The organism is Hymenobacter sp. B1770 (genome assembly GCF_049896385.1).
Taxonomy (GTDB): Bacteria; Bacteroidota; Bacteroidia; order Cytophagales; family Hymenobacteraceae; genus Hymenobacter.
This window is the reverse complement of sequence record NZ_JAFCUF010000017.1, coordinates 12525-28605: the sequence shown is the minus strand read 5'-3', so window position 1 is coordinate 28605 and position 16081 is coordinate 12525. Positions and strand designations below refer to the sequence as shown.

The 16081-nt window shown below is 59.3% G+C and carries 11 protein-coding genes and 1 pseudogene; 6 read left to right on the top strand and 6 right to left on the bottom strand.

Going from position 1 to position 16081, the window contains the following annotated elements; all coding sequences use genetic code 11:
• Both ACP7AJ_RS21020 and ACP7AJ_RS21015 read left to right on the top strand, forming a co-directional pair.
• Positions 1 to 582: pseudogene (locus ACP7AJ_RS21020) on the top strand (hypothetical protein); the annotation flags it as partial.
• 113 nt (positions 583 to 695) lie between these two features.
• Entirely contained in the window at positions 696 to 1811 is a 1116-nt protein-coding gene (locus ACP7AJ_RS21015) for an anion permease (RefSeq protein WP_426062190.1), read from the top strand.
• A 27-nt stretch (positions 1812 to 1838) separates the two neighbouring features.
• On the opposite strand, the gene ACP7AJ_RS21010 is transcribed toward ACP7AJ_RS21015, so the two are convergent.
• A complete protein-coding gene (locus ACP7AJ_RS21010) occupies positions 1839 to 2363 on the bottom strand; it encodes an acyl-CoA thioesterase (RefSeq protein WP_426062189.1) in 525 nt (174 codons plus the stop codon).
• Positions 2364 to 2592: 229 nt separating this feature from the next.
• Here ACP7AJ_RS21010 and ACP7AJ_RS21005 point away from each other — a divergent pair, with 229 nt between their 5' ends.
• Together ACP7AJ_RS21005 and ACP7AJ_RS21000 are read left to right on the top strand one after the other, a co-directional pair.
• Positions 2593 to 4599, top strand: a complete 2007-nt coding sequence (locus ACP7AJ_RS21005) for an FAD-dependent oxidoreductase (protein WP_426062188.1) — start codon at positions 2593 to 2595, stop codon at positions 4597 to 4599.
• A gap of 214 nt (positions 4600 to 4813) precedes the next feature.
• Positions 4814 to 5233 (top strand): hypothetical protein, encoded by a 420-nt coding sequence (locus ACP7AJ_RS21000; protein ID WP_426062187.1) that lies wholly within the window; start codon positions 4814 to 4816, stop codon positions 5231 to 5233.
• 9 nt (positions 5234 to 5242) lie between these two features.
• Here the strand turns inward: ACP7AJ_RS21000 and ACP7AJ_RS20995 are convergent, their stop codons facing one another.
• Positions 5243 to 5773, bottom strand: a complete 531-nt coding sequence (locus ACP7AJ_RS20995) for a hypothetical protein (RefSeq protein ID WP_426062186.1) — start codon at positions 5771 to 5773, stop codon at positions 5243 to 5245.
• A 199-nt stretch (positions 5774 to 5972) separates the two neighbouring features.
• Positions 5973 to 7424, bottom strand: a complete 1452-nt coding sequence (locus ACP7AJ_RS20990) for an aldehyde dehydrogenase family protein (protein WP_426062185.1) — start codon at positions 7422 to 7424, stop codon at positions 5973 to 5975.
• A gap of 246 nt (positions 7425 to 7670) precedes the next feature.
• On the opposite strand from ACP7AJ_RS20990, the gene ACP7AJ_RS20985 reads away from it, so the two are divergent.
• Positions 7671 to 8873, top strand: coding sequence for a phosphatase PAP2 family protein (locus ACP7AJ_RS20985; RefSeq protein ID WP_426062184.1), 1203 nt, complete (start codon positions 7671 to 7673; stop codon positions 8871 to 8873).
• 412 nt (positions 8874 to 9285) lie between these two features.
• On the opposite strand, the gene ACP7AJ_RS20980 is transcribed toward ACP7AJ_RS20985, so the two are convergent.
• From ACP7AJ_RS20980 to ACP7AJ_RS20970, 3 genes are all read right to left on the bottom strand, one after another.
• Complete coding sequence (locus ACP7AJ_RS20980; RefSeq protein ID WP_426062182.1) at positions 9286 to 12327, bottom strand: T9SS type A sorting domain-containing protein; 3042 nt, start codon at positions 12325 to 12327, stop codon at positions 9286 to 9288.
• Between the two features lie 763 nt (positions 12328 to 13090).
• Positions 13091 to 13729, bottom strand: coding sequence for a hypothetical protein (locus tag ACP7AJ_RS20975; RefSeq protein WP_426062181.1), 639 nt, complete (start codon positions 13727 to 13729; stop codon positions 13091 to 13093).
• A gap of 90 nt (positions 13730 to 13819) precedes the next feature.
• Complete coding sequence (locus ACP7AJ_RS20970) at positions 13820 to 14683, bottom strand: SDR family oxidoreductase (RefSeq protein WP_426062180.1); 864 nt, start codon at positions 14681 to 14683, stop codon at positions 13820 to 13822.
• Between the two features lie 154 nt (positions 14684 to 14837).
• On the opposite strand from ACP7AJ_RS20970, the gene rluF reads away from it, so the two are divergent.
• Entirely contained in the window at positions 14838 to 15854 is a 1017-nt protein-coding gene (rluF, locus tag ACP7AJ_RS20965) for a 23S rRNA pseudouridine(2604) synthase RluF (RefSeq protein WP_426062179.1), read from the top strand.
• Positions 15855 to 16081: the final 227 nt, after the last annotated feature.

The following is a 16081-nucleotide window of genomic DNA, read 5'->3' as shown; positions in this document are numbered from 1 at the left end:
GACGACCCGCTCTTTTTAGCTGTCATAACAGAAGAAATATACGTCCTTCTTCTGTCCGGCATTCCTAAACCACCTCAGCCCATCATCACGCCCAGCAGCGAGCTGCGCGCCGGCTACGGCAACAACGCCTACGGCAAGCCCTCCCTCAGCTACTTTGCCCTGAAGGACATGCTCGGCGATGCGATGTTCAAGAAATGCCTGCACGCCTTCATGGCCGACTGGCACGGCAAGCACCCCATTCCATGGGACTATTTCAACTCCTTCAATACCACCTCCGGGCAAAACCTGAACTGGTTTTTCAACAACTGGTTTTTCACGAACAACTACATCGACCTGGCCGTGGCGCCCGTCACTGGCACCACCGTTACCGTGCAGAACATTGGCGGCTTCGCCATCCCTTTCGATGTTGCGGTAGAATACACCGACGGCACCAAAGTCACCCTGCACCAGTCGCCGGCCGTGTGGCAAGCCAACCAGAAGCAAGCCACCATCACGCTGCCCAAAGCCGCTAGGTCCGTCGCCCTTCAGCAAGGCGTATTCATGGACGCCAATGAGAAGGACAATACCTGGACGCAGCGCTAGTCGCCCCGTCCAGCTTCCGCCAAACCAACCGAAGAAGAAAAGCCGTAAGTTGAATTGCAAAGCCCCACGCTGATGCTCAGCGTGGGGCTTTCTTTCCCTTAGCTGTTGCCTGTATGCTCCTGATTCTCCTCTTTCTGGCCGTTCTGCTGCTCACCTACTCCAACGGGGCCAACGACAACTTCAAGGGCGTGGCCACGCTCTGGGGCAGCGGCACGCTAGCCTACCGGCCCGCCCTGGTTTTGGCTACGGCAGCCACATTCACCGGCTCTATCTGTTCCTACTTTTTCGCCGAGGAGCTGATTAAGAACTTCTCGGGCAAAGGGCTGGTGCCCGATGAAATCATTCAGTCGGCTGACTTTATTTTGGCCGTGGCGCTGGCGGCCGGGGTCACGGTGCTGCTGGCCACCAAGCTGGGGTTTCCCATTTCTACCACGCACGGGCTGGTAGGCGCGCTGGTGGGCGCTGGCCTGGTGGCAGTGGGCACCGCCGTGAACTTTGCCAAGCTGGGCACCACCTTTTTCCTGCCCCTGATTTTGGGCCCGGTGCTGGCCGTGGTGCTCGGCAGTCTGGTTTACGTGGTGTTCCGGCAGGGCCGTAAAGCCGCGGGCATCAGCGAGGAATCCTGCGTATGCGTGGGCAATACATGGGTGCCCGTCGCTTCTGTTGCTTCCAGCTCCTTCACGGCACTGCCCACACTGCAGGCCGGCCTCAGCACCCAAGCCGAGTGCCAAAACCTCTACCAAGGCAAATTCATTGGCCTCAACTTCCAGCCGCTCATCAACAACCTGCACTACGTAAGTGCGGCCGCCGTGAGCTTCGCCCGCGGCCTCAACGACACGCCCAAGCTGGTGGGCCTGCTGCTGGTGTGTCGGTTTTTCCAGATGCCTGTCAATGTCCTTATTCTCGCCTTGGCCATGGCCATTGGCGGCTTGCTCAACGCCCGCCGCGTGGCCGACACCATGAGCAAGAAAATCTCCAGGCTCAACCACGGCCAGGGCTTCACGGCCAACCTGGTCACCAGCCTGCTCGTGATTGCGGCTAGCAAGTTCGGCTTGCCCGTGTCCACCACCCACGTGTCGGTGGGCAGCATCTATGGCATCGGTTTGGTGAACAAAACCGCCAATTCCAAAGAAATTGCCAAGATTGGCTTGTCGTGGCTGCTCACGCTGCCGGTAGCGGCCTTGCTCAGTGCGGGCTTGTACTTCGCCATTCATTCGCTGAACCGGTAGGCCAGTTGGTCAGCATTTTGTTGCCGCTTACTCGTCGGAGCCGGCGGCCCGGCGCTGCTTCTTCAGCTGCTGGCGCACCTCTTTTACTCGCTCGTCAAAGCCATCGGGGTCGTAGTCCACGCCTTCCACATCCAGCTCGTCGAGGAGGTCCATCATGGCATTGGCGTGGTCGGTGCGGGTGCCAGCGGGCATCGTCACGTAGGCCATTTCCGACCACATCAGTGCCAGCAGCCGCGCGCCCGATTCGTCGCGCATCTGCATTTCCAGCACTAGGCTGGAGTTGTCGAAGTGAATAAGCTGGCTGCTGATGCGCACCCGCGCGCCCTGTCGCGCCGGCTTGAGGTAGCTGATGTGGTGCTTGGTGATAACCCAGGCGGCTTTTTGCTCGCGGGCCAGCTCGCCCATGTTTAGGGCGTAGTGGGCCGTGGTATGGTCTTCGCGGGCGTTGAGGAAGTAGTCGAGGTAACGGGCGTTGTTGAGGTGGCCCAGCATGTCGCAGTCCTGAAAGTAGACGTGGTGGGTGGTTTCGGGGGTTTTAACGAGCGCAGGCATAGGGCGAGAGCAATGACGGAACAAGCAGTATCGGGGACAAAGGTCGCAGATAGATTTGCTTCCATTTAAAAGTGAAAGCACCACAGAAGGAACGTCATGCCTCGGCAAGCTCAGCATGACGTTCTATTTTTCTTGTTCTAAACACCTTACATATATTCCCAAAACTACTCGGCACGCCTAACACTTAGCGGAAAAATTGCTACCTTTTAGCCATTAAAATTCCCGCATTATGTTCTCGCTCACCCCAGCCCGTTCCGCTGTCCTTCACGCTCTTGCCGACGCCATTATTCCGCCCCTGCCCGATGGCAGCCCGGCAGGTTCGCAGGGGGTGAACCTGGAGAAACTCGAAGCGGCCATTCGGGAGCAGCCGCTGGGCGCGCAGGCCGAATTCGGCAAGCTGCTCGACCTCATGGAGAAGCCAATTCTGGGCCTTACGTGGTTTGGGCCATTAAAGCCCTTCCGCAAGCTGGACCCGGAGCAGCGCGAGTTGCTGCTGCAAAGCTGGGCAACCTCCAATGTGCCGCAACTGCGCAAGGGCTTCCAGGCGGTGCGCAAGCTGTGCACACTGCTGTACTACGGCGGCAGCATGCCCAATGTGCCAACCGTCTGGGGCCGCCTCGGCTACCCCGGTCCCGACGAAAAACCCGTGGACACGCCCAAACCCATCAAAACCCTGCACCCGAGCCAAAACAGCGAGTACGAGTGCGACGTGCTGGTCATTGGCAGTGGCGCGGGCGGCGGCGTGGTGGCCGGCGAGTTGGCCCAGGCTGGCTACGACGTGCTGGTGGTTGAAAAAGGCCCCTACTGCCACGGCTGCGACTTCACGCAGCGCGAAGTAGACATGCTCGGCAAACTCTACGACGCTAAAGGCGCGCTCTCGACCCAGGACGGCAGCATCGGCATCCTGGCGGGCTCCTGCCTGGGCGGCGGCACCACCGTGAACTGGGCCGGCTCATTTCGCACGCCCGACTACGTGCTACAGGAATGGGCCCGCGAGCACGACGCACCCCAGTTTACCACCCTCGAATTCAAGGAAAGCCTTAACGCTGTGGCCCGAACCATCGGCGTGAACACCAACTATACCCGCCACAACGGCCAGAACCAGGCTTTGTGGGACGGGTCGACCAAGCTGGGCCAGGAGGTGAAGTTGATTCCGCGCAACGAGAAAGGCCTAACCGACTCCGATACGCACTTCCGCGCCCTTGGCTACACTACCCTCGGCGACGCCCACGGCATCAAGCAGGGCACCCTGAACACGTATTTGCAGACGGCCTTCGAACACGGCGCCCGCATTCTGGCCGATACCAAGGTGGGCCGCGTGACCATAGCCAACGGCCGCGCCACCGGCGCCGAAGCTGTGCACACCACCGAAGACGGCCGCCTGGTGCACATCAGCGTGCGGGCCCGGCGCGTGGTGGTGGCCGGCGGCGCCATCCAGACACCGGCCCTGCTTCTGCGCTCCGGCCTGAAGCACCCGCACCTGGGTCGGCACCTGCACCTGCACCCCACCGTGGTGGTGGGCGCCCGCTACCCCCACGCCATGAACTCCTGGCACGGGCCCAGCATGAGCGTGGTGAACGATACGTACACCATGCTGCACGGCACCAACTTCGGCGCCAAGCTCGAAACACCGCCCACTCACCCCGGCCTGCTAAGCATGGTGCTGCCCTGGCTCTCGGGCAAGCAGCACCACGAGTTGCTGCGTGATGCCAACCACTTGGGCTCGTTCATAGTGCTCACCCGCGACCGCGACGGCGGCCGCGTCACCCTCGACAAGCACGGCGCGCCGCTGATAGATTACACGCTGTCGGACTTCGACCGGGCCAACATGCTGGAGGGCATGCGCGCCGCGGCTCAAATTCACGTGGCGGCCGGCGCCACCGTCGTGTATTTGCCCCACGGTACGCTGCCTACCCTGCACGCCCAAAATGGCACCCTGCAAAACCCGGAGGTGCTCGACAAGCTCCCGCACCTCAGCTGGAAGCCCAACCACTTCGGCCTCTACAGCGCCCACCAGATGAGCACCTGCCGCATGGGCGGCGACGCGGCCACGCACCCGCTCAAAAACAACGGCGAAACCGTGGAGGTGCAGAACCTATTCGTGGCCGACGGCTCGGCGTTTCCGGCGTGCAGCGGTGTCAACCCCATGCTCACCATCATGGCGCTGGCGCACTTCACGGCCCAGGGCATGAAGGCCAGCCGGCCAGTTGAAAAGCAGCGGATGGCCACGGCCTAGGCATATTTAGCTCATAAATTGGTTGCGAGCCCTGGGCCGCTGGCCCAGGGCTCGCAACTACTGGCGGGTGGGTTACATCACAATTGGAGGGACTTCTGGCTCTGACAAAGCCTGGCGACCCAAGCGGTAAATTCGTTTCTCGCAGGGAAACCTTCGCCTTGGTGACCCCAGTTTGCGTATGCAGTCGCATGCTTCCATTTGAAGCTTTTTCGCTATGCTTCGCTTTTCCTATTTCAGACCTCATTTGGTCCTTGCCGCAGGCCTGTTGCTTACCTCCAGCTGCTCTTTGTTTCGCCCCCGCGCCAAAACGCCTGTAGTAGAAACCGTGCGTAACGAGGACTCGCCCACGCCCAAAACGGCCGCTCGCGACCTGGCCGACGTCATGACCACTGAGCTCCAGCTCACGCCCGACCAGACCATAAAGGTTCGCAACATATTGAACGGCACCGTGGAGCAGGCCAATGCGGCCAAAGCGAAGTACGAGCCAAAATCGCCTCAGCTGATGGCGGAGCTGAAGCGCATCAACATCAGTTCCCAGAAAGAGCTCCAGGTAGTGCTGGGCCCCACCAAGTTTAAAGAGCTCCAGGCCAAACAGGGGAAGATGGCTGCTGAGATGCAGCAGCGCCGGCAATAGACACCAACGTTATTGCCGCACCATTTCCCGCAAAGGGGCCCATAGTCCGGCATAGCGGGCTATTTGCTGCTCTTGCTGACGGTTTTTAGGCATCAGCAGCCAGCGCGCATTGCCCTCCGAACTCACGCGGCGCAGCACGCCCCCGGGCAGCACCACAATGCGCAGGGTGTCGTTGCCCAAGCGCTGCCAACTCATGTGGCGGCCGTCGAGTAGCAGGCGCTCCACGTTCCAGTGCTCGTCAGCACCGGGTTTGCTGATGTAGTACGCGCCCCTGTACCACCGCACCTGGCCTTTAAAATCCGGCGTGAGGGCACACACCGTGTCGCGGGTCCACTTGTCCAGCCACAATGTATCGGCTTGGCCGGGTCGCAACCGCACGGGTCCGCCGTCCTGCTGTGGGTGCCAGGTGCCGAGCTTTTCGCCTGCCCCACCCAATTTCAACGAATCCAGTATCTGCATGGTCGTTCCAAACGACCACATTGTTTCCGACCAAATAATGGTAGGCGTGATAAGCACACGCCTAGTTGAGTCGGCAGGCATGAAATACCAGCCCCGATGCCGTGCCGGAAACACCTTAACATTGGGAACCGAGGCCGGAAACGGCTGCGCAAAATAGACCCATTGCGAGTCCTCACAAGAAGTTAATGGCAGCGCAAATATTCCCAGTAAAAGCAGGCGCATTGTAGAAAAATGGGTTCGACTACTAATGCTCCTGCCGCCCCATAGGTAACCCGCCAAACTATAGATACTTCACCAGCAGCTCAATCAGCTTGCGCACCTTGGGCGTGTAGGGAGGATACATGGCTTTGATGCCGGTGAAGCCCACGCGCTGACGCATCACGCCCTTTTCGTTGCTGAAGGCCAGAAAGCCTGAGTGCCCGTGAGCCTTACCAAGGCCACTGTTGCCAACGCCGCCAGTGGGTAGTTCGGGGTGGGCAAAGTGCAGCACCGTTTCGTTGATGCCCGCGCCGCCGGCCGAGATATTGGCTAGTAGGTAGCGGCGGTTTTCGGTGCTGTTGGTAAAGACGTACTGGGCCAGCGGCTTGAGGCGGGCATTTACGTATTCAGTGGTTTCGCTCAGCGTCTTGAAGGTGAGCACGGGCAGCAGCGGCCCAAAAATTTCCTCTTCCAGAATGCGCGCTCCGGCCGGCACATTGGTTAGCAGCGTGGGCTCGATGTAGTTCTGCGAAGCATCGACAGTGCCGCCAGCCACGACGGTGGCGCCGCGGGTCTGGGCGTCTTCGAGCAGGCCCGCCAGGCGGGAAAAATGATGCTGGTTTACGATGCGGGCCAGAGACTCGGAATGCTGAATACCCTCCCCATTGGGGTTGTATGCCCGCTGAATAGCGGCGCTCAACTCACGCAGCAACTCGGGCTGCACGCTTTCCTGCACCAGCAGGTAGTCGGGTGCCACGCAGGTCTGACCGTTGTTGAGAAATTTCCCCCACACAATTTTCTCGGCGGCATCGCGCAGATTGGCCGTATCGTCGACCACGGCGGGGTTCTTGCCGCCCAGCTCCAGGGTAAGGCCGCTCAGGTGCTGGGCGGCCGCGCGCATCACAATCTTGCCTACCTCGGGGCTGCCGGTGAAGAAAATATGGTCCCAGGGCAGCTTGAGCAGGTCGGTGGCTACTTCTTTGTCGCCCTGCACCAGTGTCACTTCCTCGGGCCGGTACAGTTCCTGGCACATGCGCTCGAGCAGGGCCGAGGTGGCGGGCGTTTGCTCGGCGGGCTTGATGAGCACGGCGTTGCCGGCCGCGATGGCTGATATCAGGGGACCCACAGCCAGGTAGAGCGGGTAGTTCCAGGGCGAGATAATCAGCACCACGCCCTTGGGTTCTATCTGCACCCAGGAGCGGGTGCCCAGCAGCGCCATGGACGTGCCCACGGGCCTTGGCGCCATCCACTGCTTCAGGTGCTTCATGGTGTGCTTCAGCTCCACGAGCGAGGTCCAGATTTCGGTCATGTCCGTCTCAGCGGCCGGCTTGCGGAAATCGGCGTTCAGGGCCTCGTGAATGGCACGGCGGTTGGCGTGCAACCAGTTGTACAGCTTTTGCAGGCGGGCGCGGCGCCCCCCTACTTCCTCGCGGCGCAGAACGGGCGCGTGCTGGCGCAAGGCCTCAAACCGGGCTTGAAATGGATTGACGGCGGCTGGTGCAGCGGTGACGGGCTGGGAAACTTCTGGTTGCATAAGCGAAGGCAATGGACACACCGGCCCTGACGGTACCGACTCGCTGAAAGATACACCGCTCGTCCAACATTCCGGGCAGGCAGACTTCAGCGCAAATGAGGCCTGTTCAAGATTAATTCTGCATTCTATGAATGTTAACTTTGTTGGTTATTCTGTGGGCTCGGGCTCGCCATCAACTTGGTTTCATTACTTGCTACCCCCTTTTTTATCCGGGGTAGCAACGCAGTTTTTATCATTACTTTTTTCGTGAGTTTCAATTACCCTTGCTGCGCCAGGCAGCTGTTTGTTGCGCTGTTTTTTAACCTGCTACTTATTCCGACCAGCTTTGCTACCTCCCTGCTGCCCCTGCCCGCCGGTGGGCCCGACTCTACGGTTTTAGCAGCCAGCCCAGCCGATGCTTCCGCGGCGGACACTGCCCGACCAGCGCGGCTGGCCCCAAAGGCCTCTGTTGCCCTGGCCGACACTTCGCTGATGCACCCCCGTGATGCGCAGGGCCGCATTTCTACCTACACCGTGGCTCCGGGTGTGACCTGGCACTACGCCAAGCCCCGCCCCTTCCGCTGGCTGCTGCACGTTCCGCGCGACCTGGGCCAGTTTCCTGGCTATGCGTTTCGCAAAGAAAACACCAGCACTTTCATTGGCCTCGCCGTGAGTTCCGTGGCCCTGTGGGCCATCGACCAGCCCCTGCTGGAATGGGCGCAGGACTTGGGGCGCACCATGGGCCTCAGCGCCAAAAGCACTCAAACCACGCTGGTCTACATCCCCTTCCGTGTGGGCTCCGTCAACCTGCCCTTCGAGTTCAACGTGCCCGACAACCTGAACAGCACGTTCTACTACATCGGCGATGGCTGGACCCACCTGAGCGTAGCCACCGGCTTCTGGGTTTACGGCGGCCTCAAGAAAGACAACCGCGCCCTGCAAACCGCCAGCCAGCTCGGCGAAGCCATTCTCAGCACGGGGCTGGTGGTGCAGGCCCTCAAGCGCAGCACGGGTCGCCAAAGCCCGTTCGTGTCGACCAAAGACCGGGGCGAGTGGCACCCCTTCCCTTCCTTCAGCCGCTACCAGAGCTCCGTACCGAAGTACGATGCCTTTCCCACCGGCCACCTGGCCACGGCCATGGCCACCGTCACGGTAATTGCCGACAACTACTCCGAATACCGCTTCATTCGTCCCCTGGGCTACTCACTGATGGGTCTGCTGGGCTATTCCATGCTCAACAATGGTGTGCACTGGGCCAGCGACTACCCCGTGGGCATTGCCCTGGGCTATGCCTTTGCCAAGCTGGCCGTGCGCAACGGCCGCACCCGCGTAGAGCCGCCCCTGGACCCCGCCACGCAGGGCACCGGCATGGCGCCCCCGCCCAAGCGTCAGCCTTGGTACCGGCAGGGCAAGTTTGCGCCATATACCTATGGTCCTTTTACAGGGGCATCGTGGTCGCTGCGCTGGTAGCATTGCGCATCAATATTGCAATATGCAGCAGCGCCCCATTTGGTTGTCATGCTGAGGCACGAAGCACCTTCTCACGCCTTCAGTTCATTCCACCGGGATAAGATGCTTCGTGCCTCAGCATGACAAGTCTTTTTAGTGCAGTTTCGGAGTCGGTATACAGTAGCGTGGACTTTTAGTCCGCGAATCCTCCGGTTAGTGGACTCGCGGACTAAAAGTCCGCGATATTGCTTGGCTGTACACTGACCGCGAAATGGATATAGGCTAAGCGGGCCGTACTCTTGACTATGCCAAGCTGCAGCTTCATGCTCGCTTGCCGCTGGGGCGCAGGCAATAAAAAAACCTCCACCGCACGCGGTGGAGGTTTTTTTATTGCCTGGCTGCTGACTTTTGTCTGCAGCTACAGCCTAGCTTCTTACTGCCGCACGAAGCGACGGGTAGCGAGGCCATCGGCCGTTTGAGCACTCACGCTGTACACACCTGCTGGCAGGTGATGGAGGTCGAGCAAGGGCAAGGCCTGGCCGGCCGGAACGCTGCTTTCGAATACAACCTGACCCAGGGCATTGACTACAGAGAGCTGCACGCCTTTGCGATAGCCGGCTAAATCAATCGTGAGGCGTCCATCCGGGGTTGGGTTCGGATACACATTCAGGGTGCTACCAGCCAGGGCCGTAGCAGTGGAAGTAGCCGTGGAGCGAAGGTTAACCGGTACCGGAGCCGAAGAAGCGGAAGCGCAGCCGCCGGACGAAGTAGCCGTTACTGTGTAAACACCGTTTTGCGTAGGTGAAGTCACAGTATAAGTCTGGCCTTGGTTGCCATGCAGCGGGCGGCCATCCAGAAAGAACTGGTTGTGCGCAGGAGAGTTGGAAGTCAGGATAACCGTATTAGGAGCGGGCTCGGTAGCTGTCAGAACGGGGGTGTCGGGTGCAGCTTCCGCAGTGAGGGCGATGGGCTGAGAAGTAGTGCCACAACCGCCGCCGTTGGTTACCGTGACGGTGTAGCTGCCGCCAGCGCGTGCCGCATACGTTGCCGACGTGGCGCCTGCAATCGCTTGTCCGTCGAGGTTGAACTGATACGTAGCGCCCGAAACCGCGTCGGCAGCCAGTACCACGGTGCCGCCGTTGCAGAAGTTATTAGCCCCCGAGCGAATGCTCAGCGAAGCGGCGGGCATGGCGTTGATGGTTAGTTGGGCCGTAGCCGTAGACGCTACGCAGCCCCCGCCGGCCCCAATGGTGTTGATAATGGTATAGGTACCTGGTTGGCTATTGGCCAGCGTGATGCCTCCCGTGCTGGCATTGAGGGCAAGGCCGCTGGGCGAGGCCGTGAAAGTACCAACCGAAGCGCCAGCGCCCAGGGTGGGGGCAACTGAGGTGGCTGCGGAGGTGCAATAGCTGGCGGCACCGTAGGAGAAGGTGGCCACTGGCGCATTCGTGATGGTTACCTGTGCCGTAGCCGACGTGGGGCAGAGTGTCGTGGACACGCGGTAGGTAACCGTGTAGGTTCCGGAAGTGGAAGCCGACAGGTTGATAACGCCCGTGTTCGCGTTTAGGCTCAGCCCAGTAGTGGAGCTGAATGCACCGCCCGATGGGCCTGTAACGGTGGGAGTCGGGTTGGTGCCGGTGCGGCAATAGGTGCCGGCGCTGTAGGCCAGCGTAGCCACGGGGCAAGGAGTCACGGTGAAAGCAACGCTGTTGGAAGTACCGGCGGGCGTGGTCACGGTTACGGGGCCGCTGGTGGCCCCGGCGGGCACGGTGAGCACCAACTGCGTGGCGCTGTTGCTGGTGAAGGTGGTCGTGTTGGTGCCGTTGAAGCTAACGCGGGTGGCGCCGGTCAGGTTTGTGCCAGTGATAGTTACGCTGGCGCCGATTACTGCGCTGGTTGGGTTGATGCTGGTGGCCACAACCCCGCTGGCGTCTTCAATAAAGAACAAGGGCGTTTCGGTCAGGGCTACGTTCTGGGCCGGTACCGTGCTTCGGGTATTGGTGGTGGCGTGGTTCCACTCGTAGCGCTGCAACCGGGCGAGGTTGAAGGACGATGGGAAGGAATATGTACCGCTGGCCGATTCCTGATTGTCGACCAGTGCCTTAGCCCACAATACGTAGGCGTAAGCGCCGTTTTTGCGGAAAGCAGCGCCGTTTAGGCTGTTGGGCAGTGCCAGAGCCGTTGTGCGGGCGGCGTCGTAGGCCCAGCCATAGAGCAGCTTGGAGGTGGTGGCAAAGCCCTGGCCCGCCTGGGTAGCCTTCTGGTTGCCGGGGGTGTCGCGGATGAGGTTTTCAAAAATGCCCATCAGAGCCAGCTCATCGTTGCCATTTACCGAGGTGCCCACGGCCGGCGCGTTCACCGATTCTCCCAGCTGGTACAGGTAGAATTGCTTGATGTTGTGGCGCTGCGACAGTATCAACGATTTGATGACATAGTTGCGCTGCCGCTCGTCCGAAGCCGTGCGGTCGCCGGAGGTGCGGCGCGACACGTTGGTTTCGCTCATCAGCAGGTGCTTGGCGGGCAGGGTGGTGCCGTAGCCGTACTTGGTCAGCACGTCCACCATGTCCTGACGCTCCTTCAAAAACTTGTTGACGGCGTAGTCCGAGGAGCGGGTGTAGGTGAAGCCGTTGAGGGTCGTGCTCCAGGAGTGGAGCGAGTAGGTGGGGTAGCTGTGGAAGCTCAGCGCGTCGAGGTAAGCGCCGGCTTTGTGGGGGTACTGGGCCGTGACAGCGCCGCCGTTGGGGTTGTCGGTGTAGCGCAGCATGCAGTCCACAAACTGGGGGTAACCCACGCCGCCGGTGGTGATGTAGGCATCGGGGCGGTACTTCTTGATTACCTCGTAGGTGATGCGCAGCATCCGGATGTAGTGGAAGATGGGGGCGCGCAGGTTGGGCAACTCGTCGGGCAGCGGCAGACGGGTCAACCAGTCGTTCTGGTTTTGGCCGTAGGTGAAATCCGGCTCGTTCACCACTTCCCAAAAGCGAATCTTGTCGCCGTAAATCTCGTGCAGCTTGAACAGGTAGATGGCGTAGTAGTTATTGGGATTTACGGTGCCATCGGCGTTCCAGATAGGCTCGTACAGATTTTTAAACAGCCGCGAGGGCTGCGTGCCACCCGGGTAAATCGTGTTGTCGCGGTGCGCCGACGAGGGCCCTTCCACGAAACACGTCAGCTCCTTCATGCCGTAGGTATTGATGTAGGCATTGAAAGTGCTGGCCCGGATATTATAGCCGTAGCCCGAAACAAAATGCTCGGGCAGAGTAGGGCGCACCGAGTGCACACCCATCGTTTGCGCAGCCGCAGCCAGCCGGTCGTCGCTCCAGGAAGGGCTGTAGTACCCGAGGTTGACACCGTACTGGAAGGGCTCATTGTATGGCCGAACAGAATTGTTGGCATTCTGTGCTGGTGCCTGCCCAAAAGCGGCAAGGCTTGCCCGAAAAACTAATAATAGAAGGAGAAGAGTAAAGTGTTTCAAAGCAATAGGATTTTAAGGTTAGCGAGATTAATTGTTATAGAACGTAACGTACCGGTAATGTACAATTACGCTTTGACAGACCTAAACTAGTGATAGATTTTTAAATACAAAAAATTCACTCGGCGAATGAATCGAAAAAGCCGGTGAAAAAGTAAATCCATCCATGAAAACCGTATGGATTTGCTGTATTATACAGGATACTAATATGGACTTTTTAAATATATTTGACTTCTAACCTAATCCACTTCGTATAATTATCTTTTTATAAAACAAAGAGTTATGAAATTAATAGTTCACATTCAGCTGCTTGATCCATATTTTTATTGCACTTTTTTTTAAGGTCTCCAAGTTCAAACCTGCACGTCCAACAAGAACCGCATCGCGCAAACTCAAGAACGGGACGCAAAACTAAAATTCAATTAAAACCAAAATTAGGCTCTGATTTTAGTGATGCTTTTTTCATTCAAGCACAATTATCACCAATAAAATACTTTGGCAATCTCACTGTATTAATACATGATTTAGCTTTCTCAATAAACGCGCAAACCTGTCCATCAGCCTGAAAACGCATTAATAAAGCTCTTTTAAATATATTATATGTTATATGTTTTAACACACCAATTGACTGGGTGAAAGCAACCCGCTACGCTGCTGCATCAAAGCTTCTTTATCCAGTAGCAGAACTTAGGGGCCTTCACAAAAAAGCCCGCTCCAATAAAGGAGCGGGCTTTTTTGTAAGCTTCCGACAGGAGGAAATTCGCCTTTATGGACGCTTCACCTTGCGGTTGCCGTCTTCGTCGATTTTGATTTTGGTGCCGTCGGCCATTTTGATTTTGCGCGAGCCGTCGTCGTCCACTTTCACCTTGGCGCCGTTGCGGTACTTGATTTTGCTGTCGCCGTCGGCCTCCCGTTCCATTTTCTTGATGCCGGAGCCCTGGCCGACGCTCCGGCTGCTGCTACTGCTGCGCGGGGTAGTTGCTACCCGGGCGGGTGGCAGCGAATACGGACCATCGCCATAATTAGCGCGGTTGGCTGAGTAGGTGTTGTAGTAGTCCGGGTTGTTGAGCGTGGTGCGGACTTCTTCGTCGGCGCGGTCGTTGGCTTCGCGCATGGCCAGGTAGCGGCCAGAGGTGTCGTTGCTATAGCGGGCTTCGAGTTCACGCTGAGTCCGGCCCCGGGTATAATAGGTACGTTCAATCCGGGTCACGGCCGCAGTATCGGTCAGGTTGAGGTCTTCGGCCACGCGCGCAGCCAGGCGGCGGGCATCGTCGCGGGTGGTAACGTCCTCGGATGTCACAACGGCGGTATTCGCGTCGGTCGTGGTTTCAACGGTTTTCTCTTGTTGGCAGGCGGCGGTGGCGAGCGTAGCGGCCACCAGCAGGCCCAGTAATTTGGTATTCATGAGCGGGAAAAAATAAAGCGTACAAAAACAGCTATACTACTGTTTTTGTACGCTTTTACGGCCGGGGTTAACCCGGGGTTGTTGGGCGGGTTAGGTGTTCACTGTTTCGCCGCCGTTGGGGTGCAGGGTTTGGCCGGTGAAGTAGGTTGAGTCTTCCGAAGCCAGAAACACGTAGGCGGGGCCTACCTCGCAGGGCTGGCCGGGGCGCTTCATGGTGGTGTCTTTGCCGAAGGTGGCTACTTTCTCGGGTGGGAAGCTGGCTGGGATGAGGGGCGTCCAGATAGGACCAGGCGCCACAGAGTTCACGCGGATTTTCTTCTCGGCCAGCTGCTGGGCCATGGAGCGTACAAACACCGTGATGGCGCCTTTGGTAGCCGAGTAATCCACGAGCTGCTGGTTGCCGCGGTAGGCGTTGATGCTGGAAGTGCAGATAATGGAGTCGTCTTCCTGGAGGTGCTTGAGGGCAGCACGGGTCACGCGCACAAACGAGAAGAAGTTCACCTGGAAGGTATCGAGCCACTGTTCGTCGGAGGTGTCGGTGAGGTCGGTGCTCACGAACTGCTCAGCGGCGTTGTTGACCACGATGTTGAGGCCGCCAAGCTCCTGCACGGTGCGCTCCACAATGTCCTGGCAGTAGGCCGCATCGCGCAGGTCGCCGGGCAGGGTGAGGCAGCGGCGGCCTTCAGCTTCTACCAGTTGGCGGGTTTCGTAGGCGTCCTGCCCCTCGGTAGGCAAGTAGGCAATGGCCACGTCGGCGCCTTCGCGGGCGTAGTGCACCGCCACAGAACGGCCAATGCCCGAGTCGCCGCCCGTGATGAGGGCCACTTTGCCCAGTAACTTCTCGGAACCCTTGTAGCTGGGCCGAATGTAGATGGGCATGGGCGTCATTTCGGCTTCGATGCCGGGCTGCTGGTCCTGGTGCTGGGGTGGCAGCGTGGTGGGTTGGTCAGACATAAATCAGGTAAGAATAAGAATGGAAAGGAATGAGCTATTGCTAACGGAGCGCGCCGGGCGGGGTTATTGTCGAGCCTGGCTGACGCGGCGCCTACGGCGGGGTTTCTAACTTGCGGTTTGTAGCTTGTTATTCTAGTCTTATTTCTGTTCGCCGATGCCCCCCATGTCCTCCACCCGCCTCAACAAATTCATCAGCGAAAGCGGCTTTTGCTCGCGCCGCGAAGCCGACCGCTACATCGAGCAGGGCATGGTGCTCCTCAACGGCAAGCCCGCCCAGGTGGGCGACCAAGTGGGCCCGCGCGACCGGGTTAGCGTGAACGGCCACAAGTTGGAGCCCAAGCAGGCCGAGGACGCCGTGTACTTGGCCTTCAACAAGCCCGTGGGCGTAACCAGCACTTCCGAGCCCGGCGTGCGCGGCAACATCGTGGACTATGTGAACCACGCCGCCCGCGTCTTCCCCATCGGCCGGCTCGACAAGGACTCATCGGGCCTGATTTTCCTGACCAGCGACGGCGACATCGTCAACAAAATTCTGCGCGCTGGCAACAAGCACGAGAAGGAATACCTCGTGCAGGTAAACCGCATTCTCACCGACCGCATGCTGGAGGAAATGGCCCAGGGCATTCCCATGCTCGGCACCGTCACCAAGCCTTGTTTGATTGAGAAGGAAACGCCCTACATCTTCCGCATCACGCTAGTACAGGGCCTGAACCGCCAGATTCGGCGCATGGTGGAGCATTTTGGCTACGAAGTAGTGAAGCTCGAACGCGTGCGCATCATGAACGTGACGCTGAAAGGCCTGCCTGTGGGCGACTGGCGTGAGCTGACGCCGCAGGAGCTGGCCGGCATCATGAAAATGGTGGAGAAATCGAGCGGCACCGAAGACGCCTCGGGCGGCCGGCGCACCCCCAAAACTGGCGCTCCCAAAACACCCGGCGTAGACCGACGCCCCAAGTCCGGGCCTCCCTCCCAGAAAAACCCCTCGGCTAATGGCTGGTGGGGCCCCCGGCCCGAAAAAGCGGCTGGCCCCGGCGCCAGCAAGCGTCCGGCAAAAGCAGGCCCAGGTGGGCCATCGCGCGCCAAGAGCAGCGGAACAGGCAAACCCGCCAGCCGCCCCCCGGCCAAAGGCAGCGCGAGTGGGCGCAGCAAAGGGCCCAGCCCAAGACGCTAAAGGCGCCCCAGAGCGATGTAGAAACGCCACACTTGGCGTCTCGTCGTTGAGCGGTCATCGGCAAACGTTTCTCTGAACTGTGCGAACGACGAGCCGCCAAGTGTAGCCAGTCAGGCTTCACCTCCCACGAAGAAGACGGAGGAAGAAGTCCAACTCATGAGCGTGAAACTGCAGCAGCTCAATGACATGCACGAAGCGTAGAAGCAGGCCAGCAACGCTGGTTGGTT

Bases quoted from the DNA above. Each gene is read 5' to 3' on its own strand.
- ACP7AJ_RS20990 (WP_426062185.1), bottom strand. From the start codon at position 7,424: ATGCAACCAGAAGTTTCCCAGCCCGTCACCGCTGCACCAGCCGCCGTC.
- ACP7AJ_RS20995 (WP_426062186.1), bottom strand. From the start codon at position 5,773: ATGCCTGCCGACTCAACTAGGCGTGTGCTTATCACGCCTACCATTATT.
- ACP7AJ_RS21000 (WP_426062187.1), top strand. From the start codon at position 4,814: ATGCTTCGCTTTTCCTATTTCAGACCTCATTTGGTCCTTGCCGCAGGC.
- ACP7AJ_RS21015 (WP_426062190.1), top strand. From the start codon at position 696: ATGCTCCTGATTCTCCTCTTTCTGGCCGTTCTGCTGCTCACCTACTCC.
- ACP7AJ_RS21005 (WP_426062188.1), top strand. From the start codon at position 2,593: ATGTTCTCGCTCACCCCAGCCCGTTCCGCTGTCCTTCACGCTCTTGCC.
- ACP7AJ_RS20970 (WP_426062180.1), bottom strand. From the start codon at position 14,683: ATGTCTGACCAACCCACCACGCTGCCACCCCAGCACCAGGACCAGCAG.
- ACP7AJ_RS20975 (WP_426062181.1), bottom strand. From the start codon at position 13,729: ATGAATACCAAATTACTGGGCCTGCTGGTGGCCGCTACGCTCGCCACC.
- ACP7AJ_RS21010 (WP_426062189.1), bottom strand. From the start codon at position 2,363: ATGCCTGCGCTCGTTAAAACCCCCGAAACCACCCACCACGTCTACTTT.
- rluF (WP_426062179.1), top strand. From the start codon at position 14,838: ATGCCCCCCATGTCCTCCACCCGCCTCAACAAATTCATCAGCGAAAGC.